The sequence below is a fragment of the Streptomyces sp. NRRL S-87 genome (assembly GCF_000719335.1).
Lineage (GTDB): Bacteria > Actinomycetota > Actinomycetes > Streptomycetales > Streptomycetaceae > Streptomyces.
In genome coordinates, this window is the sequence record NZ_JOGB01000003.1 from 247,651 (window position 1) to 266,887 (window position 19,237).

Consider the following 19,237-nt stretch of genomic DNA (forward strand, 5'->3'; position numbering starts at 1 on the left):
AGATTTGACCTTGGAACCGGTCCGTCCGCGCAAGGCCCCGCCCGTTTTCTCAGGAGATTCACAGACAAGGGCAAGAGGGCTCTCAGCGGCCCCGACCAGCCTGGCGGCATGACGGCGACGACCCACTCCACGCACCGCTCCCCGTCCGCCTCCGCGACCCGGGACGGCAAGCTCGTCCGCCCCGACGGCGGCCCCTGCCGGGTGCTCGTCGTGGACGACGAGGCGGCGCTGTCCGAGCTGCTCTCGATGGCCCTGCGCTACGAGGGCTGCGACGTGCGCACCGCCGCGGACGGCGCGGGCGCGCTCCGGGCGGCCCGCACGTTCAAGCCCGACGTGGTGGTCCTCGACATCATGCTGCCCGACATGGACGGGCTCACCGTCCTGGGCCGGCTGCGCCGCGAGCTGCCGCACGTCCCCGTCCTCTTCCTGACCGCCAAGGACGCCGTCGAGGACCGGATCGCCGGGCTCACCGCCGGCGGCGACGACTACGTCACCAAGCCCTTCAGCCTGGAGGAGGTGGTCGCCCGGCTGCGCGGACTGGTCCGCCGGTCCGGCGCCGCCGCGGCCGCCCGCAGCGAGTCGGTGCTGGTGGTCGGCGACCTCACGCTCGACGAGGACAGCCACGAGGTCACCCGGGGCGGCGACGGGATCCACCTCACCGCGACCGAGTTCGAGCTGCTGCGCTACCTGATGCGCAACCCCCGCCGGGTGCTCAGCAAGGCGCAGATCCTGGACCGGGTGTGGTCCTACGACTTCGGCGGCCAGGCCAACGTCGTCGAGCTGTACATCTCCTACCTGCGGCGCAAGCTGGAGACCGGGCGCACGCCCATGATCCACACCCGTCGCGGGGCCGGATACCTGATCAAGCCGGGCGAGTAGTGCCGCGCCGACCCTGGTCGCTGCGCACCCGGCTGGTGGTCTCGGCCGTCGCGCTGATCGCCGTCGTGGGCGCCGTGATCGGCACGGTCACCGCGCTCGCCCTGCGCCAGTACCTCAGCGGCCAGCTCGACGGGCAGCTGCGCACCGCGGTGGGCATGTCGATGCACGACCGCGAGTCCGGCCGCGCCCCGCTGCGGTTCGTCTCCGCGCCGGGCAGTCCGCTGGGCACCGTGGGCGTACGCCTCGACGGGAACGGCCAGGTCACCGACGGGGGCCGGAGCGTCTCCCGAGGCCCCACGCCCGAGGACAAGACCGCGCTGACCGCCGCCCAGACCGAGGTCCTGCGTGCGGCCGCGGACCTGGAAGCGGCCCCGCCGGGCACCGACCGGGCCACCACGGTGAGCCTGCCGGGCCTGGGCGACTACCGCGTGCTGACCGCGCCCGACGGGAGCTTCGTGCTGGGCTTCCCGCTGTCGGAGGTGCAGTCCACCGTCAACACGCTGATCGTGGTGGAGGTCTGCGTCACCGCGGCCGGCCTGATCGCCGCCGGCCTGGCCGGGCAGGCCCTCGTCGGCGTCGCCCTGCGCCCGCTGCGCCGGGTGGCCGCCACCGCGACCCGGGTCTCCGAACTCCCCCTGCACAGCGGTGAGGTGTCCCTGCACGAGCGCGTCCCGCAGGCCGAGGCCGACCCCCGCACCGAGGTGGGCCAGGTCGGCGCCGCCCTCAACCGCATGCTGGGGCACGTCGGGTCGGCCCTCACGGCGCGCCAGGAGAGCGAGACGCGGGTACGGCAGTTCGTCGCCGACGCCTCGCACGAACTGCGCACCCCGCTGGCCTCCATCCGCGGGTACGCCGAGCTGACCCGGCGCGGCCACGAGGACATCGGCCCCGACACCCGGCGCGCCCTGGGCCGGATCGAGTCCGAGGCCACCCGCATGACCGGGCTGGTCGAGGACCTGCTGCTGCTCGCCCGCCTCGATGCGGGCCGCCCGCTGGAGCGCGAGAGCACCGACCTGGTCCCGCTCGTGGTGGACGCGGTCAGCGACGCCCGCGCGGCCGGCCCCGGACACCGGTGGCGGCTGGAACTGCCCGACGAACCCGCGCTCGTCGTCGCCGACGCACCGCGCATCCAGCAGGTGCTGATCAACCTGCTCGGCAACGCGCGCAACCACACCCCGCCCAACACCACGGTCACCGCCCGTGTTTCACGTGAAACGTCCGGCGACGCGCAGGGCGCGAGCGGTGTTTCACGTGAAACGTCCACCGTGCGCATCCGGATCGAGGACGACGGGCCCGGGATCCCGGCCGCCCTGCTCCCCCACGTCTTCGAGCGGTTCGCGCGCGGCGACGCCTCGCGCTCGCGCCAGGCCGGCTCCACCGGCCTGGGCCTGGCCATCGTGCAGGCCGTCGTCTCGGCGCACGGCGGCCGGGTCGGCGTGCACAGCGAGCCCGGGCGCACCTGCTTCGAGGTCACCCTGCCCGCGGCCGGCCCGTACGAGCGGCACGGTGCGGCGTACGCGGCCGGGGCCACGGCGTAGGACGGCGTAGGGGCCGGGGCCACGGCATAGGCACTGCGTACGGGGCCGGGACCGCGGCGTAGGCACTGCGTACGGGGCCGGGACCGCGGCGTAGGCATCGCCTACGGGGCCGGGACCACGGTTGTAGGGGCGGGACAGGACTCACAGCCCCGCCACAGGCTCGGCACACGGCCGTGACAGCCCCGCCCGGGAAGTTCGGGCCATGCGAACCGAATCGGCGGCCGCGACCGACCGCCTCTCCCCCGGCACCCTTCCGGCCCGTCGGCACCTGCCGGCCCGGAGCCAGGCCCCGGCCCCCGTCCTCGACGTGGTCGTCCCGGTCCACAACGAGGAGCAGGACCTGGCGCCCTGCGTCCGCCGGCTCCACGACCACCTCGCCCGCACCTTCCCGTACCCGTTCCGCATCACCGTCGCGGACAACGCCAGTACCGACCGCACCCCGGACGTCGCCCGCGAGCTGGCGGACACCGTCCCCGGCGTCCGCGTCCACCGGCTGGAGCAGAAGGGCCGCGGCCGGGCGCTGCGGACCGCCTGGTCCCGGTCGGAGGCGCCCGTCCTGGCCTACATGGACGTGGACCTGTCCACCGACCTGAACGCCCTGCTGCCCCTGGTGGCCCCGCTCATCTCCGGCCACTCGGACCTCGCCATCGGCACCCGGCTGGCCCGCAGCTCGCGCGTGGTCCGCGGGCCCAAGCGGGAGTTCATCTCCCGGGCCTACAACCTGATCCTGCGCTCGTCCCTCGCGGCCCGCTTCAGCGACGCCCAGTGCGGTTTCAAGGCGATCCGGCGCGAGGTGGCCGAACGGCTGCTGCCGCTGGTCGAGGACACCGGCTGGTTCTTCGACACCGAGATGCTCGTCCTCGCCGAGCGCGCCGGACTGCGCATCCACGAGGTACCGGTGGACTGGGTCGACGACCCCGACTCCACCGTCCACATCGTCCGGACCGCCACCGACGACCTCAAGGGCGTCTGGCGGGTGGGCCGGGCGCTGGCGGTCGGGGCGCTGCCGCTGGACCGGCTCGCCCGCCCGTTCGGCGACGACCCGCGCGACCGCACGCTGGCGGGCGTACCGCGGGGGCTCGCCCGCCAGCTCGTCGGCTTCTGCGCGGTCGGCGCCCTCAGCACCCTGCTCTACCTCCTGCTGTACTCCGCCCTGCGGGCCGGGACCGGTCCGCAGGCCGCCAACGCGGCCGCCCTGCTGCTCTCCGCGGTGGCCAACACGGCGGCCAACCGCCGCCTCACCTTCGGGGTGCGGGGCCGCGAACGGGCCGTGCGCCACCAGGCCCAGGGGCTCGTGGTCCTCGGCATCGGCCTGGCCCTCACCAGCGGCTCGCTGGCCGCCCTGGACGCGGCCACGGCCACCCCGTCCCACGGCACCGAGCTGGCCGTGCTGATCACCGCCAACCTCGCCGCCACCGTCCTGCGCTTCCTGCTCTTCCGCGCCTGGGTCTTCCCGGAACGGCGCACCACCACCGACCTCGAGGACGTCACCCGATGACCGCCACCACCGCGACCCCCGCCGGCCCTCCGGGGGCGGCGCCGGCCCGACCGGCCGCCGTACGGGCCGGCTCCGCCGCCGCCCGCTGGGAGCGCCCCGCGCTGGCCGTGCTGCTGCTGGCCACCGCGGCCCTGTACCTGTGGGACCTCAGCTCCTCCGGGTACGCCAACTCCTTCTACTCCGCCGCCGTCCAGGCCGGCAGCGAGAGCTGGAAGGCCTTCTTCTTCGGCTCCTCCGACGCGGCGAACTCCATCACCGTCGACAAGCCCCCGGCCGCGCTGTGGCCGATGGCCCTGTCCGTGCGGCTCTTCGGCCTGGGCTCCTGGCAGATCCTGGCCCCGGAGGCGCTGATGGGCGTGGGAACCGCGGCCGTGCTCCACGCGAGCGTCCGCCGGCAGTTCGGCGCCGTGGCCGGCCTGATCGCGGGAGCGGTCTTCGCGCTCACCCCGGTGGCCGCGCTGATGTTCCGCTTCAACAACCCGGACGCACTGCTCACCCTGCTGCTGACGGTGGCCGTGTACTGCGTGCTGCGGGCGCTGGAGGGTGCGCACACCCGGTGGCTGGTGGCGGCGGGCGCGGCCGTGGGCCTGGCCTTCCTCACCAAGACGCTGCAGGCCTTCGTGGTCCTGCCGCCGTTGGCCGTCCTGTACGCGGTCTGCGCCCCGACGCGGCTGCGCCGCCGGCTCGGCCAGCTCGCGCTCGCCGGCCTGGCCCTGGTGGTCTCCGGCGGTTGGTGGGTGGCGGTCGTCGAGCTGTGGCCCGCGTCCTCCCGCCCGTACATCGGCGGCTCGCAGGACAACTCGTTCCTGGAGTTGACCTTCGGCTACAACGGCCTGGGCCGGATCAACGGCAACGAGACGGGCAGCGTCGGAGGCCGCGGCGCGGGCGGCGCGGGGGGCGCGGGCGGCGGCGGGATGTGGGGCGAGACCGGCATCGACCGGCTCTTCTCCGACGGCGTCGGCGGCCAGGTCGCCTGGCTGCTGCCGGCGGCGCTGGTGCTGCTGGTGGCCGGGCTGGTGCTCACCTGGCGCGCGGGCCGCGCCACCGACCGGCTCGAGTCCATGGCCCGGGCGGCCTTCCTCGCCTGGGGCGGGTGCCTGCTGATCACCGCGCTGGTGTTCAGCTTCATGCAGGGCATCTTCCACGAGTACTACACGGTGGCCCTCGCCCCGTACATCGCGGCCCTCGTCGGGATGGGCGCGCGCGTGCTGTGGGAGGAGCGCGGGGCGCTGCCGGCACGGGCGGCGCTGGCCGGGACGCTGCTGCTGACCGCCGTGTGGTCGTACGTACTGCTCGGCCGCGCCACGGACTACCTGCCGTGGCTGCGCTGGACGGTCCTCGTGGGCGGCGTGCTCGCGGCGGCCGGCCTGCTGCTGCGCCGCACCGCGCCGGCGGCGGCCGGGCTCGGACTGGCCCTGGCGCTGGCCGGGCCGCTGGCGTACTGCCTGACGACCGTCTCCAGCGGGCACACCGGGTCGATCCCGACGGCGGGTCCCGCGGTGGCCGGCGGCCGGGGCTTCCCCGGCGGCCCGGGCGGCGGCGGCCGGACGGGCGCCGACGCCGGCCGGCACGGGGCGTTCCCGGGCGGGGCATTCCCGGGCGGTCCGGGCCCCGGGCAGGCTCCCGGTGGTACGGGCGGCCTGCCCAACCCGGGGCAGGGCGGCAACCAGGGCTTCCCGCCCGGCATGCCGGGCACGGGCACCGGAACCGGCGAGCGCGCGTGGGGCGGCGGCCCCGGCGGCGGGATGGGCGGGCTCCTCGGCGGCACCCGCGTCAGCGCGGCGGCGGAGGCGGCACTGACCGAGGACGCGGCGAAGTACACGTGGGTCGCCGCTGCCATCGGCTCCCAGAACGCCGCCGGTTACCAGCTGGCCACCGAGAAGCCGGTGATGGCCGTCGGCGGCTTCAACGGCAGCGACCCCTCGCCGACCCTCGCCCGGTTCAAGGAGTACGTCGCCCAGGGGAAGATCCACTACTTCATCGCCTCGGGCGGGCTCGTGGGAGAGTCCCGCGACGGCGGGACCGGTCAGACCGGTCGAGCGGGTCAGGGGGGCCAGGCCAACCAGCCCGGCCAGGCCGGTCAGGGGGGCCAGGCCAACCAGCCCGGCCAGGCCGGTCAGGGCGGCCCCAACCAGGGCGGCGGAGCCGGCGGCCCCGGCGGGGGCACCAGCAGCGCCATCTCCTCCTGGGTGACCGCCAACTTCACGCAGGTCACCATCGAAGGGGCGACCTTCTACGACCTGACGGCCCCGAAGGCCTGACCCGAAAGGCACGCCTACGCAGGGGGCACCCTCTAGCATCAAGACGGGCGGACCGGGCATTCCGGGCCCTGCCTGCCGGAGACGGAGGGTGCCTCATGGGGACCGCGGCCGACCGCACCAGCGTCTGGCTGGCGTCCAAGCCAGCCGCCCCGAGCAGGCGGCGCAGCGAGCTGCCCGCCGGACTGGACCGCGAGCGGATCACGACGGCCGCCGTCCGGCTGCTCGACACGGAAGGCCTGGCGGGGTTCTCGATGCGGCGCCTGGCCGGTCGGCTGGGGGTCACCGCCATGTCCCTCTACTGGTACGTCGACACCAAGGACGACCTGCTGGAACTCGCGCTGGACGCGGCCCTCGGCGAGTTCCCGCTGCCCCCGGAGAACGCCGGCCACTGGTCCGACCGGCTGCGGGCGCTGGCCTGCGGCCACCGCCGGCTGCTGGCCGCCCACCCGTGGCTGCCGGCGCTGTCGGCCGAGTACCCCAACATCGGTCCGCACGCGCGGGCCTTCGACTCCGCCCTCATGCGGGTGCTGGCGGCCACCGGCCTGACCGCACCCGCGCGGACCGGGGCGCACCTGGCGGTCTCCCGGTTCCTGCACGGCTGCGGCACGGCCCGTCAGGCCCCCGAGGGCGACTTCCACTTCGCCCTCGACGTCCTGGTGGCGGGCATCGAGGCGCACGCGGCGCCCGCGGTGCCCTGACACCGGGGACGGGAGGGCAGGGTCACGCGGCTGCGGCCCGGGTCACGCGGCTGCGGCCTCGGACTCGGCCGCCGGGGCGTGGGCCGCCGGCTTGGACTTCAGTGGCACTTCCTTGATGAACACGCAGAGCAGCAGGCCGACCAGGGCGGCGGGGGCGGCGTACAGGAAGACGTCGGCGACGCCGTGCCCGTACGCGCTCTCGATGATCGTCCGGAACGGCGCGGGCAGCTTGTCCAGGTCGGGGATCCCGCCGCCGCCCGTGCCGCCGTGGCCGAGGGCCGCCGCCTTGGGGCCGAGCTCGGCCAGGCCGTCCTTGACGTAGTGCGTGACCCGGTTGGCCATCACGGCGCCCAGTGCGGAGACGCCCACGGCGCCGCCGAGCGAGCGGAAGAACGTGACGACCGAGCTGGCCGCGCCCAGGTCCTCGGGCGCCACCTGGTTCTGGGTGGCGAGCACGAGGTTCTGCATCATCATGCCGAGGCCGAGCCCCATCAGGGCCATGTAGACGGCGATCCGGCCGTACGGGGTGTCGTACCGCATGGTGCTCAGCAGGCCCATGCCGGCCGTCAGCAGCACACCGCCGGAGACCAGCCACGCCTTCCAGCGCCCGGTCTTGGTGATGACCTGGCCGGAGACGGTGGAGGAGACGAACAGGCCGCCGATCATGGGGATGGTCAGGACGCCGGACATGGTCGGGGACTCGCCGCGGGCCAGCTGGAAGAACTGGCTGAAGAACACCGTGCCCGCGAACATCGCGACGCCCACGAAGAGCGAGGCGGCCGAGGCCAGGGAGATGGTCGGGTTGCGGAAGAGCCGCAGCGGGATGATCGGCTCGCTGGCGCGGGACTCCACCAGCAGGAAGAGCGCGCCGAGCGCGACCGCGCCGCCGGTCATGGCGGCGGTCTGCCAGGACAGCCAGTCGAACGAGCTGCCCGCCTGGGTCACCCAGATCAGCAGCACCGAGACGGCGGCGGAGACGAAGAACGCGCCGGCCCAGTCGACCTTCACCTCGCGGCGCACGACGGGCAGCCGGAGGGTCTTCTGCAGCACGATCAGTGCGATGACGGCGAACGGCACGCCCACGTAGAAGCACCAGCGCCAGCCCAGCCAGTCGGTGTCGGTGATGACGCCGCCGAGCAGCGGGCCGCCGACCGTCGCCACGGCGAACACGGCACCCAGGTAGCCGCTGTAGCGGCCGCGCTCGCGCGGGGAGATCATCGCGGCCATCACGATCTGGGCCAGCGCGGACAGACCGCCGACGCCGATGCCCTGCACCACGCGGCAGGCGATGAGCATGCCGGTGTTCTGCGAGAGCCCGGCGACGACCGAGCCCAGGACGTAGATCACCAGGGATATCTGGACCAGCAGCTTCTTGCTGAAGAGGTCGGAGAGCTTGCCCCACAGGGGGGTGGCGGCCGTCATCGACAGGAGGGCGGCGGTGACCACCCAGGTGTAGGAGGACTGGGTGCCGCCGAGGTCGCTGATGATCTCGGGGAGGGCGTTGGAGACGATCGTCGAGGACAGGATCGCCACGAACATGCCGAGCATGAGCCCGGACAGCGCCTTCATGATCTGTGCGTGGGTCATCGCGGGGGCGGTGGTGTCGGACCGGCCTCCCTGCACGTCCGGGGGCGTGGTCGTCGCCATGTGTGGGTCTCCGTTTCGGGGGTTCGGGTGTTCGGGTGTTGGGGGGCTGGGGGCCTGGTAGGCGGGGGGTCCGGGGGGCCGGGCGTCAGAAGCTCGACCGCAGGCGGGCCAGCAGGGTGTTCAGTACGTCGACCTCGGCGTCGGACCAGTCGGCCAGGGCCTTCTCGAGCGCGGCCGAGGCGCGTGCCGAGAGGTCGGTCAGCAGCTCCCGGCCGATCGGGGTCAGGCGGAGGATCCGGCAGCGGCCGTCGCCGGGGTCGGGCAGCCGGTCGAGCCACCCCTGGGACGCCGCGTGGGCAACGTGGCGGCTGGTCACCGACATGTCGACACCGAGGAGGTCGGACAGGCGGCTCATCCGCATCTCGCCGTGCCGGTCGAGCACGGTCAGGACGGCGGCGGAGCCGGGCGGGCAGTCGTGGGGGAGGGTGCGGGCGAGGCCGCGTTTGACCGCGCCGACGGCCGACAGCTGCCGGGCGAGCTCCTCGTAGCGGAGGCTGGTGGCCATGACGAGTCCCCCCATCTTGTTGCTTGCGGCAACCATAGAAGCGATTGGTTGCTACAGGCAAATTAAAGGGGGTGGGGATCCGGTAAAGGGATGGGAAAGGTTGTCCGGGGCGGGGCTTGGGGGCGGGCGGGGCGGTTCGCTAGGGTCCTTGCCCATGTCACACAACGCTCAGGGCCCCGACAGCAACTACGACCCGTCGGGCAGCACGCAGATGTTCCGCGCGTTCGTCGACGAGGAGCCGCAGCGCCCCGCCGCGGCCGCGACCCAGTCCGGCCCGCGGGTGGGCCTGATCCTCGGCGTGATCGCGGTCGTCGCGGTGCTCGCCGGGGTGGCCTGGCTCGCGCTCTCCTGATCTGCGGCTCCCGCTGCGCGGCGGGCTCCGCGCCCGCTCACTTCCAGGTCGCGGTGACCTCCTGGGTCTCGATGTGCATGCCCAGGGGGACCCGCCAGGCTTCCACGCACACCAGGTAGGTGTGCCGTTTCAGCGTTCCCCCGGCGATCGGTGCGGGCAGCGGCTGCGCCGAGGTGAGGGTCGCCCAGTCGATGCCGAGCGCGCCGATGACGTGCGTGGCGAAGGTGACCGTGCCGGAGCGGGCCGGCATGCCGCCGGTGTTGCGGAAGCCGATGGCCACGTGTTCGCACCAGCGGTCGTCGGTGGCGGAGCGGTGGGGGGTGCCGAGGGTGAGGTGGGCGGGGGTGGTTCCGCCGGGGTCGCCGGTGCCGACCGTGCCGCCTGGGCCGCCTGTGCCGGACGTGCTCGATCCGGTCGTGCCGCCGGTGCCGCCGGTGCCGCCGGTGCTGTTGGTGCCGCCGGTTCCTCCGGTGCCGCCCGTTCCTCCGGTGGCGCCGGCTCCGCCGTCGGTGCCGCCCGTTCCGCCGGATCCGCTTGCGCTTCCGGTGGTGCCGCCGGATGCCGTCGAGCCGCCCGTGCCGCTCGTTCCTCCGGACGTTCCGGAGCCGCCCGAGCCGGTCGAGCCGGTCGAGCCGCCCGTGGTGGTCGTGCCGGTGGTGGTGCCGGTGCTGCCCGAGGTGCCGGACGTGCTGCCGCCCGCGCCCGAGGTGCCGGTGCCGCCTGAGGCCGACGTGCCGCCGGCGCTGCCGCCGGTCGTCGTGCCGGGCGTCGAGGTGCCCGTGCTGCCGGCCGGCGTGGGGGTGGGGGAGGTGGTGGCCGCGACCTTCGCCGTGGCGGTGTTCCGGCCCGGGAGGGGTTGGTACTCCACGCCGCCCTCCGGTGCCGCCGGGGTCACCCGCTCCGTGGCGCCGGCCACGGCCACGTAGCCCGGCCGGGTGTCGGATCCGCAGCCCGCGAGGACGGCGCACAGGAGGGCCGTCGGGAGGGTGAGGGCGGCGGTGCGGAGGCCGTGGGGTCCGGGGTTCGGCATCGCGCCAGTGTTGCTGACGTACCGTCAATTGTGAACCCCGCGTGCGGCTTGGCGGGGTTGTGGGGTTCTTCCCCTCCCCGCCCCTTCCCGCAACCGTGGCTTGCGACCACGGACGCCGCTCCCCGGGGCTCCGCCCCGGTCCCGGGCCGGGCGCTGCGCGCCGGCCCTCCTGGGGCTCCGCCCCAGACCCCGCGCCTCAGAGGGTGGGCGTGAGGGGTGTGCCCCGCCTGGTGGGCGGGGCACTGGGTGGGTGGTCAGTCCGAGATGAGGCCCTGGCGGAGTTGGGCCAAGGTGCGGGTCAGGAGACGGGAGACGTGCATCTGCGAGATGCCGACCTCCTCGCCGATCTGAGACTGGGTCATGTTGGCGAAGAAGCGCAGCATGATGATCTGGCGCTCGCGGGGCGGGAGTTTCGCCAGGAGCGGCTTCAGGGACTCGCGGTACTCGACGCCCTCGAGCGCCGTGTCCTCGTACCCGAGACGGTCTGCCAGGGAGCCCTCGCCGCCGTCGTCCTCGGGCGAGGGCGAGTCGAGCGAGGAGGCGGTGTACGCGTTGCCCACGGCGAGGCCGTCGACGACCTCCTCCTCCGACACGCCGAGCGCCGCGGCCAGTTCGGTGACCGTCGGCGAGCGGTCGAGCTTCTGGGCAAGCTCGTCGCTGGCCTTGGTCAGCGCCAGTCGCAGCTCCTGGAGCCGACGCGGGACGCGGACGGACCACGAGGTGTCGCGGAAGAACCGCTTGATCTCGCCGACGACGGTCGGCATCGCGAACGTCGGGAACTCGACGCCCCGTTCGCAGTCGAACCGGTCGATGGCCTTGATCAGCCCGATCGTGCCGACCTGGACGATGTCCTCCATGGGCTCGTTGCGGCTGCGGAAGCGGGCCGCCGCGTACCGCACGAGCGGCAGGTTCAGTTCGATCAGGGTGTCCCGGACGTACGCCCTCTCGGGGCTGTCCGCGTCGAGGGCGGCCAGCCTCGTGAACAGGGAGCGGGAGAGGGTGCGGGTGTCGATGGCTTCCGAGCGGTCGAGCACTGCAGGAGCCTCGCTCTTCACAAGCGTAAGCACCTTGGAGCTGCCCTGTTCTGCGGACATGCCACCCCCTTGAGGTCGCGGACGGTCGCGGTCGGCGCGCCCGTCGAGGAACGCAGCCTCCACCTGAATACCGGAGGCGGGGCCGCGGCAAACGCCGTTTCCGCAGAATGTCACATGTCGGCAACGCGCTGTAGCGCCAAGTCGACATATCTGCCCAGCAACAAGGGGGTATGGCCCGGTTCTGTCGGGAAACGTGCTAGTGGATCTCCACCCGTTCGAGTTACGCCTCGATACGGTTTGCGGATCTCAGTCGAGCGAAGCTCCGGGCGAGCAGCCGGGACACGTGCATCTGTGATACGCCCAGCTCGGCGCTGATCTGGCTCTGTGTCAGGTTGTTGTAGTAGCGCAGCAGCAGGATGCGCTGCTCGCGCTCCGGCAGTTGGACGAGCAGGTGTCGGACGAGGTCGCGGTGCTCCACGCCGACCAGGGCGGGGTCCTCGTACCCGAGGCGGTCGAGCAGCCCGGGCAGCCCGTCACCCTCCTGGGCGGCCTCCAGCGAGGTCGCGTGGTACGAGCGGCCGGCCTCGATGCAGGACAGCACCTCCTCCTCGCTGATCCGCAGCCGCTCGGCGATCTCGGGGGTGGTGGGAGTGCGCCCGTGGGCCGTGGTGAGGTCCTCGGTGGCCGCGTTGACCTGGACCCACAGCTCGTGCAGCCGGCGCGGCACGTGGACGGTGCGGACGTTGTCGCGGAAGTACCGCTTGATCTCGCCCACCACGGTCGGCATCGCGAAGGTCGGGAACTGCACCCCGCGGTCCGGGTCGAACCGGTCGATCGCGTTGATCAGCCCGATCGTGCCGACCTGGACCACGTCCTCCATGGGCTCGTTGCGGCTGCGGAAGCGGGCCGCCGCGTACCGGACGAGGGGGAGGTTCGCCTCGATCAGGGCGCCGCGCACCCGGTTGTGCTCGGAGGTGCCGGGTGTGAGCCTCTTCAGCTCGCCGAAGAGCACCTGGGTGAGGGCCCGGGTGTCCGCCCCCCGGCTCTGGGTGCGCTCCCGCGGCGGGGGCTCGTCCTGCTGGGGTGGCACCTGGGGCTCCTGCTGGGGCGGCACCTGAGGCGCAGTACTGGCCGACACGGTCACGCCACCCCTTCATTGTCCACTCAACGATCAAAAGCGGTCATAGCATCACAAGAGATGCGCACTGTGTGCAAGCACCGTATATCGCCGTGTTGAGGGCAAGTTGGACAGCGCGGGCGTTCGGGTCGGGGGTGCCGGAACGCATCCGGCCCCCCACCCGTCGGATGGGGGGCCGGATGTCCGGCGAACCGCTTCGGCGTACGGGGTCAGCGCACCAGTTCTGTCATGAACTCACCGATTCCGTGGGCGGCGTCCGAGATCCCCTGGAAGCCGATCAGGACGATGTCGGCAGACTTGGTCGGCTGGGTGATGATCGTGTACAGGACAAAAATGAGCAGGGCCCCCGAAATGACCTTCTTCGTGTCCACGGTCGAATCGGCCTCCCCTGCCGCGCCCTGCGAAGTCGCGTGAGTCTATCGGGTCGGGCGGATGCCCTGACCAGACCTTTAGGGACCAACGACCCGGGGATCCGGGTCCTTCGACGCTGCACCCGCGGGAGTGACCGGAGCAGGATGGTTGACGAGCCCACCGGTTCTGGCAGGAAACCGGTGGGTGTGGGACAGGGCCTCACTGCGGGGTCCGGGCCGCGCGCTTCCCCCTGACCGCGGCCCGGACTTGCAGGTTCCGTCCATGTCGGGGGAAGCGGCCCGTCCCCCCGGCGCCGCTTCCCCCGTCCTTCGCGTGCGGACGAGGCCCCGACCCCTGCGGTCGGGGCCTCGTCGTGCGTACGGCGCCCTCGTGCACCGCGGCGGCGTCGCGGGCACGTGCAGGCGCGTGCGGAGGGCGTGGAGGGCGCGTGGAGGGCCGTGGGGGGCTTGTGGAGGGGGCGGGGCGGTGCGGCGCTATCCGACGGCGCCGAGCAGTCCCAGGACCGGCTCGGCGGGCGCCAGTACCTGCTGGGCCCCGTCCATGACCTGCATCGCCTGGTTGAGCTGGTTCAGCTCGTTCAGGTGTCCGCCGATCTCCTGGACCGAGGGCTGGGCGGCCGCCGGCATGTCCGGGGTCGCGGCCGCGGTCGGCAGGTCCGGCAGGAGGGGCAGCGGCGCGGCGGAGGCGGCGGGGGCGGCGAGGCCGGCGGCCGCACCGGCGAGGGCGACGGCGGCGAGCAGGCGCTGGGTCTTGGTCATACCGTGTCAACGCGGGTGCCCCGGCAACGGAAACGCACGAGAGCCCCGATTCTTCCGAACCGGGGCTCTCGTTCCAGAGCGGTGGTGGAGGGATTTGAACCCCCGATGGGTTGCCCCATACTCGCTTTCGAGGCGAGCTCCTTCGGCCACTCGGACACACCACCGAGAGAGATCCTAGCCCACGGTGGGGAGTGGTTTGCAAATCCGCCCCGAGTGGCCCTCCTCACGGTGGTCCCGCGGCCGCCCGGGCGACCGTCCGCGCAGGCCCTCGAAGGGCCGTCAGCGGTCGCGGAAGAAGGCCGTCAGCTGGGCCGAGCACTCGTCCCCGAGCACTCCGGCGATCACCTCGGGCCGGTGGTTGAGCCGCCGGTCGCGGACGAGGTCCCACAGCGAGCCGGCCGCGCCCGCCTTCTCGTCCACCGCCCCGTAGACCACGCGCGCCACCCGGGACTGGACGATCGCCCCGGCGCACATCACGCACGGCTCCAGGGTCACCACGAGGGTGCACCCGGGCAGCCGCCACTCGCCGAGCTCCGCGGCCCCCCGCCGGAGCGCCAGGACCTCGGCGTGCGCGGTCGGGTCGGCCGTCGCCTCGCGCTCGTTGTGCCCCGTCGCCAGGACGGAGCCGTCGGGCGCGAGGAGGACGGCACCGACCGGCACGTCGCCGGCCCGCGCCGCCGCCACGGCCTCGTCCATCGCCCGGCGCATCGCGCCGTGCCAGGGGTCGCGGACCGGATCGGCCTGCGCCGTTCCGGTCCGCGGCGGACCGGGCCGTTCCTCGGTGCTCACTAGCGGACGGTCTCCAGTACCTCGGAGGCGCCCAGCGCGTCCGCGATCTCGGCGAGGGCGTCCTCGGTCAGGGAGAGCAGCTCCTTCTGGGACATGCCGAGGTCGGCGAGGATGTGCAGGTCCCCGATCGGCCCGGCCGGGACGGCCTCCTCGGAGGTCTCCCCGCCCTCGTCCCCGTCCTCGTCGAACCCGGCGGCGGCCGCGGGCTCGCCGTCCTCCGTGCCGTCGAGGTCGGTGAAGTCGTCGAGGTCGTCGTCGGAACCCGGGTCGCGGCCGAGCAGTTCGTCGGTCAGCAGGATCTCCCCGTACGAACTCCGGGCCGCGGCGGCCGCGTCCGACACGTAGATGCGGGGGTCGTCCTCGCCGTCGAGGCGGACGAGGGCGAACCAGGAGTCCTCCTGCTCGATGAAGACGAGGACGGTCTCCTCGTCGTCGGCCGAGGCTTCACGGGCCAGTTCAGTCAGATCGGACAGCGTCTCGACGTCGTCGAGATCCGTGTCGCTCGCTTCCCACCCGTCTTCGGTGCGCGCGAGCAGTGCGGCGAAGTACACCGTGACTCTCCCACTGGTCATAGGCGTGCCGGTTGGGGGTCCCCCCGGCCGGAGGTCGGGCGAGGTGGAACGGCCGTCATGCCGTTCCGTGCCCCGCCCAATCGGCATCGTGGCAGAAACGGCGGCGTTGCGAGAGGTCTTCCGTGCTTGCGCCGCGTGGCGCCGCGCCGGTCTTCGGCCGGGTCAGGGCAGGTGGGGCCCGGTCCGGGGGCCCGGCGAGCGGCTCCGAACACCGTGCGAAATCCTTTCCGCGGCCCGCCACGGCGGGATCGGCGGGGGGACCGGCAAGGAGGTCGACAAGGGGGTCGGCAAGGGGATCGCCGGCGGATCGGCGGGGCGGATCCGGACGGCCCGGCGCACGCCACGGGGCGCGGCGCGCGGTCCCCGGTGCCGGGGGACGTCGCCGTCGTCGGGTCCGGGAGCCCACGGTCGTGTCCTAGAACCAGCGGAACGTACGCATGCGCATCTGCTGGCGCATCCGGGCCGCGCGGGCCCGCCGCGGCTGGACGCGGTCGCGCAGCTCGCGGGCCTCGTGGAGCTCGCGGAGAAACTGGGCGCGCCGCTGTCTGCGCTGAGCCGCCGTCTCCTCGGGACCCGCGTCCGTCCGGTCCGTCGCTTCCCTCTGCTTCTGGTCGGGCATCGGCACCACCCCGGGCTGGTTCCGTCGTCCTCCGTCGCGTCGCGAGGGAGACCCCCCGCTCCCACCTTCCCCCGGACAGGCCCTTTGACGCCAGTGCCGGACAGCACTCGGCAGGGCCCGGCCCGGTTACTGTTGGGTCCATGCGGATCCACGTCGTCGACCACCCGCTGGTGGCGCACAAACTCACCACGCTGCGCGACAAGCGCACCGACTCCCCGACCTTCCGGCGGCTCGCCGACGAACTGGTCACCCTCCTCGCGTACGAGGCCACGCGGGACGTGCGCACCGAGCAGGCCGACATCGAGACCCCGGTCGCCCCGACCACGGGCGTGAAGATGTCGTACCCGCGTCCGCTGGTCGTACCGATCCTGCGGGCGGGCCTGGGCATGCTCGACGGCATGGTGCGGCTGCTGCCGACCGCCGAGGTCGGCTTCATGGGCATGGTCCGCAACGAGGAGACCCTGGAGGCCTCCACGTACGCGACCCGGATGCCCGAGGACCTCTCCGGCCGCCAGGTGTACGTGGTGGACCCGATGCTGGCCACCGGCGGCACGCTCGTCGCGGCGATCCAGGAGCTGATCAAGCGCGGGGCGGACGACGTCACGGCCGTCGTGCTGCTGGCCGCTCCGGAGGGCATCGAGGTCATGGAGCGCGACCTGGCCGGCCAGCCGGTGACGGTCGTGACGGCGTCGATCGACGAGCGCCTCAACGAGCACGGCTACATCGTGCCGGGCCTGGGTGACGCCGGCGACCGCATGTACGGCGCGGCCGAGTAGCGCCTCAGCACTTCGAGGAGGGCGCGGGAGCGGGGTGGGCCAGTGCGGCCAGCACCTTGTCCGCGTCCTCCTTCTTGCTGAGCTCCTTGAAGGCCGTGCCCAGGATCAGGTCGACGTCCGCGGTCGCGCGGGCGTCGTTCTGCTGTGTGGCACCCGTCAGCTGGGCGCCGAGCACGGAGTAGGCCGCCTTGTCGGTCTTGGGCGAGCCGAGCAGTATCCCGGTGCCGGCGACCTTCTTGTCGAAGGTGGCGGGGGCGTTGCCGACCTTGCCGACCTTGAAGCCGCGTTTGCGGAGTTCGTCGCCGACCGACTTGGCCAGACCGCTGCGCGGGGTGGCGTTGTAGACGTTGACCGTGATCTGGGCCGGTTTCGGCAGCGCGACGGCCGGTGCCGCGGAGGCGGCCGCCGTACGGGCCCGGGTCGTGCCGGTGCAGTCCTTGCCGTGGCCCGCGGCGGTCTTCTTGTCGCCGCCCCGGAACACGTCGATGAGCTGCAGGGTCCCGTATCCGAGCAGGCCGAGGGCCACGATCGAACCGAGGATCGCGAGCACGACCCGGCGGCGTCGGGGGCGGCGCATGCGGGGGTAAGCGGTACCCGTGACGCGGTACTTTCCGCCCATGCCAGGGGGAGTGAGCATGCTCATGGGCGCAGCGTAGTGCGACCTGGTGACGATGCCTACTAAATGATCTATGAATAGCCCACGGGAGACCCGAAAGGCGCAACCCGCGCCTTTCGGGCGGCGGGAACTCAGCCCAGTTCGAGCACGCGGGCGTGCAGCACCTGGCGCTGCTGGAGGGCCGCGCGCACCGCTCGGTGCAGCCCGTCCTCCAGATAGAGATCGCCCTGCCACTTCACGACGTGCGCGAAGAGGTCGCCGTAGAACGTCGAGTCCTCGGCGAGGAGCGTCTCGAGGTCCAGCTGGCCCTTGGTGGTGACGAGCTGGTCGAGGCGGACCGGGCGCGGCGCGACGTCCGCCCACTGCCGGGTGCTTTCCCGGCCGTGGTCGGGGTACGGCCGCCCGTTTCCGATGCGCTTGAAGATCACACGGAAAGCCTACCGGGCCGGTGCCCGCGGGCGCAGCCTCGGGACGGCGGTGCGAAAGTGGCAAATGCCGCCAATTAGGGAGTGATCTATGTCGGACAGCACCCCGGAAAGCACCCCCTCGGGCGGTGCGGGCCCGGCTGCGGAGATCGCCGCCGGTTACGCGTTCGACGGGCCCGCGCTCGAGCTCGGCGCCCTGCTCTGGGGCGGTTCCTGCCTCCCGGAGCACCGGATCCGCATCCCCCTCGCGATGCTCAACCGGCACGGTCTGGTCGCGGGCGCGACCGGTACCGGCAAGACCAAGACCCTCCAGCTGATCGCCGAGCAGTTGTCCGCCCAGGGCGTACCGGTCTTCCTCGCCGACATCAAGGGCGACGTCTCGGGCGTCTCGGCGCCCGGTGCCCCGAACGACCGGATCGCGGCGCGGGCCGCCGAGGTGGGCCAGGAATGGCGGCCGGCGGGGTGCCCCGCCGAGTTCTACGCGCTGGGCGGCGTCGGGTCCGGTATCCCCGTCAGGGCGAGCGTGACGAGCTTCGGCCCGGTGCTGCTCTCGAAGGTCCTCCAGTTGAACCAGACGCAGGAGCAGTCCCTCGGGCTGGTCTTCCACTACGCCGACGCCAAGGGCCTGGAGCTGGTCGACCTCAAGGACCTGCGGGCCGTGGTGGCCTTCCTCGTCTCCGACCGGGGGAAGGCGGAGCTCAAGGGCATCGGCGGCCTGTCGACGGTGACCGCCGGCGTCATCCTGCGGGCCCTGACCGCCTTCGAGCAGGAGGGGGCGGCCGAGTTCTTCGGGGAGCCCGAGTTCGACACCGGCGAGCTGCTGCGGACCGCGCCCGACGGGCGGGGCCTGGTCTCCGTACTGGAGCTGCCGGCCGTGCAGGACCGGCCGCAGCTCTTCTCCACCTTCCTGATGTGGCTGCTGGCGGACCTGTTCCACGACCTGCCGGAGGTCGGCGACGTCGACAGGCCGAAGCTGGTCTTCTTCTTCGACGAGGCGCACCTCCTCTTCGACGGCGCGTCCAAGGCGTTCCTGCAGTCGATCGTCCAGACGGTGCGGCTCATCCGCTCCAAGGGCGTCGGGATCTTCTTCGTCACCCAGACCCCCAAGGACGTCCCGGGGGACGTGCTCGCGCAGCTCGGCAACCGGGTGCAGCACGCCCTGCGCGCCTTCACCCCCGACGACGCCAAGGCGCTCAGGGCCACCGTCCGGACCTTCCCCGTCTCCGCGTACGACCTGGAGGAGGTGCTCACCGGGCTCGGCACCGGCGAGGCCGTGGTCACCGTGCTCAGCGAGAAGGGCGCCCCGACGCCGGTGGCGGCCACCCGGCTGGGCGCGCCGCGGTCCCTGATGGGGCCCGTCGACCCCGCGGCCCTGGACCGGGCGGTCAAGGGCTCCCCGTCGTACGCGCGGTACGCCGAGGCCGTGGACCGCGAGTCGGCGTACGAGAAGATCAGCGCCGAACAGGCGGCGGCCGAGGCGGCGGCCCTGGCGGCGGCGCAGGCCGCGGAGGCGGAGAAGCAGGCGGCGCGCGCCGGGAAAGAGGCGGCGCGCGCCGGGAAGCGGGCGGGGCCGGCCGCGCGGAGCACGCCCGAGGAGCCGCCGTCGGTGGTCGAGCAGGTGGTGCGCAGCGGGATCTTCACGTCGCTGGCCCGGTCGGTCGGGACGCAGCTCGGCCGGGAGATCTCCCGCTCGATCTTCGGGACGGCCCGCCGGCGGCGGTGACGGGGTC

General features: G+C 73.3%; 20 protein-coding genes and 1 tRNA gene. 8 read left to right on the top strand and 13 right to left on the bottom strand.

The annotated features are described in order from the left end of the window. Nucleotides 1–108: 108 nt before the first annotated feature. The 5 genes from IF43_RS0103320 (at nt 109) to IF43_RS0103340 (ending at nt 6,874) form a co-directional block, all read left to right on the top strand. Nucleotides 109–879 (top strand): response regulator transcription factor, encoded by a 771-nt coding sequence (locus tag IF43_RS0103320; protein ID WP_030193525.1) that lies wholly within the window; start codon nt 109–111, stop codon nt 877–879. Next, a complete protein-coding gene (locus IF43_RS0103325) occupies nt 879–2,417 on the top strand; it encodes a cell wall metabolism sensor histidine kinase WalK (protein WP_051794600.1) in 1,539 nt (512 codons plus the stop codon). The genes IF43_RS0103320 and IF43_RS0103325 overlap by 1 nt, the downstream gene beginning before the upstream one ends. Nucleotides 2,418–2,619: 202 nt before the next feature. Beyond that, a complete protein-coding gene (locus IF43_RS0103330) occupies nt 2,620–3,915 on the top strand; it encodes a glycosyltransferase (RefSeq protein ID WP_030193527.1) in 1,296 nt (431 codons plus the stop codon). Next, entirely contained in the window at nt 3,912–6,176 is a 2,265-nt protein-coding gene (locus IF43_RS0103335; RefSeq protein WP_030193528.1) for a glycosyltransferase family 39 protein, read from the top strand. Before IF43_RS0103330 ends, IF43_RS0103335 begins: the two co-directional genes overlap by 4 nt. Nucleotides 6,177–6,271: 95 nt before the next feature. Then, entirely contained in the window at nt 6,272–6,874 is a 603-nt protein-coding gene (locus IF43_RS0103340) for a TetR/AcrR family transcriptional regulator (protein WP_030193529.1), read from the top strand. 42 nt (nt 6,875–6,916) lie between these two features. Here IF43_RS0103340 and IF43_RS0103345 read toward each other — a convergent pair whose 3' ends face one another. Next, entirely contained in the window at nt 6,917–8,521 is a 1,605-nt protein-coding gene (locus tag IF43_RS0103345) for an MDR family MFS transporter (protein ID WP_030193530.1), read from the bottom strand. An 85-nt stretch (nt 8,522–8,606) separates the two neighbouring features. Continuing rightward, a complete protein-coding gene (locus IF43_RS0103350; RefSeq protein WP_030193531.1) occupies nt 8,607–9,026 on the bottom strand; it encodes a MarR family winged helix-turn-helix transcriptional regulator in 420 nt (139 codons plus the stop codon). A gap of 154 nt (nt 9,027–9,180) precedes the next feature. Here IF43_RS0103350 and IF43_RS0103355 point away from each other — a divergent pair, with 154 nt between their 5' ends. Further along, a complete protein-coding gene (locus IF43_RS0103355) occupies nt 9,181–9,378 on the top strand; it encodes a hypothetical protein (protein ID WP_030193532.1) in 198 nt (65 codons plus the stop codon). 37 nt (nt 9,379–9,415) lie between these two features. On the opposite strand, the gene IF43_RS42010 is transcribed toward IF43_RS0103355, so the two are convergent. The 9 genes from IF43_RS42010 to IF43_RS0103400 all read right to left on the bottom strand — a co-directional run bounded on the left by IF43_RS42010 (nt 9,416) and on the right by IF43_RS0103400 (nt 15,690). Then, a complete protein-coding gene (locus IF43_RS42010) occupies nt 9,416–10,408 on the bottom strand; it encodes a hypothetical protein (protein ID WP_051794603.1) in 993 nt (330 codons plus the stop codon). A gap of 254 nt (nt 10,409–10,662) precedes the next feature. After that, entirely contained in the window at nt 10,663–11,502 is an 840-nt protein-coding gene (locus IF43_RS0103365) for an RNA polymerase sigma factor SigF (RefSeq protein WP_030193534.1), read from the bottom strand. Between the two features lie 220 nt (nt 11,503–11,722). Beyond that, a complete protein-coding gene (locus IF43_RS0103370; protein WP_078909889.1) occupies nt 11,723–12,580 on the bottom strand; it encodes an RNA polymerase sigma factor SigF in 858 nt (285 codons plus the stop codon). A 209-nt stretch (nt 12,581–12,789) separates the two neighbouring features. After that, nucleotides 12,790–12,951, bottom strand: a complete 162-nt coding sequence (locus tag IF43_RS42015; protein ID WP_199922668.1) for a hypothetical protein — start codon at nt 12,949–12,951, stop codon at nt 12,790–12,792. A 474-nt stretch (nt 12,952–13,425) separates the two neighbouring features. After that, on the bottom strand, nt 13,426–13,710 hold the full coding sequence (locus IF43_RS0103380; protein ID WP_030193536.1) for a hypothetical protein: 285 nt from the start codon (nt 13,708–13,710) through the stop codon (nt 13,426–13,428). 79 nt (nt 13,711–13,789) lie between these two features. Next, nucleotides 13,790–13,874 (bottom strand) — tRNA-Ser (locus IF43_RS0103385). A 115-nt stretch (nt 13,875–13,989) separates the two neighbouring features. Further along, nucleotides 13,990–14,418, bottom strand: a complete 429-nt coding sequence (gene tadA / locus IF43_RS0103390) for a tRNA adenosine(34) deaminase TadA (protein ID WP_030193537.1) — start codon at nt 14,416–14,418, stop codon at nt 13,990–13,992. Nucleotides 14,419–14,498: 80 nt separating this feature from the next. Then, nucleotides 14,499–15,050 carry a hypothetical protein gene (locus tag IF43_RS0103395; protein WP_030193538.1) on the bottom strand — a complete coding sequence of 184 codons (552 nt, stop codon included), beginning with the start codon at nt 15,048–15,050 and terminating at the stop codon, nt 14,499–14,501. 436 nt (nt 15,051–15,486) lie between these two features. Beyond that, a complete protein-coding gene (locus IF43_RS0103400) occupies nt 15,487–15,690 on the bottom strand; it encodes a hypothetical protein (RefSeq protein ID WP_030193539.1) in 204 nt (67 codons plus the stop codon). Nucleotides 15,691–15,830: 140 nt separating this feature from the next. Between IF43_RS0103400 and upp the strand changes: the two genes are divergently transcribed. After that, the gene (upp, locus tag IF43_RS0103405; RefSeq protein WP_030193540.1) at nt 15,831–16,466 is read left to right on the top strand and encodes a uracil phosphoribosyltransferase; all 636 of its coding nucleotides are present in this window, start codon (nt 15,831–15,833) and stop codon (nt 16,464–16,466) included. A 4-nt stretch (nt 16,467–16,470) separates the two neighbouring features. On the opposite strand, the gene IF43_RS0103410 is transcribed toward upp, so the two are convergent. Then, nucleotides 16,471–17,109: a LytR C-terminal domain-containing protein gene (locus IF43_RS0103410; protein WP_037887244.1), complete on the bottom strand. Its 639-nt coding sequence runs from the start codon at nt 17,107–17,109 to the stop codon at nt 16,471–16,473. 104 nt (nt 17,110–17,213) lie between these two features. After that, nucleotides 17,214–17,510 (bottom strand): type II toxin-antitoxin system VapB family antitoxin, encoded by a 297-nt coding sequence (locus IF43_RS0103415; protein WP_003955420.1) that lies wholly within the window; start codon nt 17,508–17,510, stop codon nt 17,214–17,216. Between the two features lie 88 nt (nt 17,511–17,598). Between IF43_RS0103415 and IF43_RS0103420 the strand changes: the two genes are divergently transcribed. Next, complete coding sequence (locus tag IF43_RS0103420) at nt 17,599–19,230, top strand: helicase HerA-like domain-containing protein (protein WP_030193546.1); 1,632 nt, start codon at nt 17,599–17,601, stop codon at nt 19,228–19,230. Nucleotides 19,231–19,237 lie beyond the last annotated feature (7 nt).

Excerpts from the sequence above, each read along its gene's own strand:
- IF43_RS0103345 (WP_030193530.1), bottom strand. The coding sequence starts at position 8,521 with ATGGCGACGACCACGCCCCCGGACGTGCAGGGAGGCCGGTCCGACACC.
- tadA (WP_030193537.1), bottom strand. The coding sequence starts at position 14,418 with ATGCGCCGGGCGATGGACGAGGCCGTGGCGGCGGCGCGGGCCGGCGAC.
- IF43_RS0103355 (WP_030193532.1), top strand. The coding sequence starts at position 9,181 with ATGTCACACAACGCTCAGGGCCCCGACAGCAACTACGACCCGTCGGGC.
- IF43_RS0103410 (WP_037887244.1), bottom strand. The coding sequence starts at position 17,109 with ATGAGCATGCTCACTCCCCCTGGCATGGGCGGAAAGTACCGCGTCACG.
- IF43_RS0103365 (WP_030193534.1), bottom strand. The coding sequence starts at position 11,502 with ATGTCCGCAGAACAGGGCAGCTCCAAGGTGCTTACGCTTGTGAAGAGC.
- IF43_RS42010 (WP_051794603.1), bottom strand. The coding sequence starts at position 10,408 with ATGCCGAACCCCGGACCCCACGGCCTCCGCACCGCCGCCCTCACCCTC.
- IF43_RS0103320 (WP_030193525.1), top strand. The coding sequence starts at position 109 with ATGACGGCGACGACCCACTCCACGCACCGCTCCCCGTCCGCCTCCGCG.
- upp (WP_030193540.1), top strand. The coding sequence starts at position 15,831 with ATGCGGATCCACGTCGTCGACCACCCGCTGGTGGCGCACAAACTCACC.
- IF43_RS0103335 (WP_030193528.1), top strand. The coding sequence starts at position 3,912 with ATGACCGCCACCACCGCGACCCCCGCCGGCCCTCCGGGGGCGGCGCCG.
- IF43_RS0103330 (WP_030193527.1), top strand. The coding sequence starts at position 2,620 with ATGCGAACCGAATCGGCGGCCGCGACCGACCGCCTCTCCCCCGGCACC.
- IF43_RS0103420 (WP_030193546.1), top strand. The coding sequence starts at position 17,599 with ATGTCGGACAGCACCCCGGAAAGCACCCCCTCGGGCGGTGCGGGCCCG.
- IF43_RS0103400 (WP_030193539.1), bottom strand. The coding sequence starts at position 15,690 with ATGCCCGACCAGAAGCAGAGGGAAGCGACGGACCGGACGGACGCGGGT.
- IF43_RS0103380 (WP_030193536.1), bottom strand. The coding sequence starts at position 13,710 with ATGACCAAGACCCAGCGCCTGCTCGCCGCCGTCGCCCTCGCCGGTGCG.
- IF43_RS0103350 (WP_030193531.1), bottom strand. The coding sequence starts at position 9,026 with ATGGCCACCAGCCTCCGCTACGAGGAGCTCGCCCGGCAGCTGTCGGCC.
- IF43_RS0103340 (WP_030193529.1), top strand. The coding sequence starts at position 6,272 with ATGGGGACCGCGGCCGACCGCACCAGCGTCTGGCTGGCGTCCAAGCCA.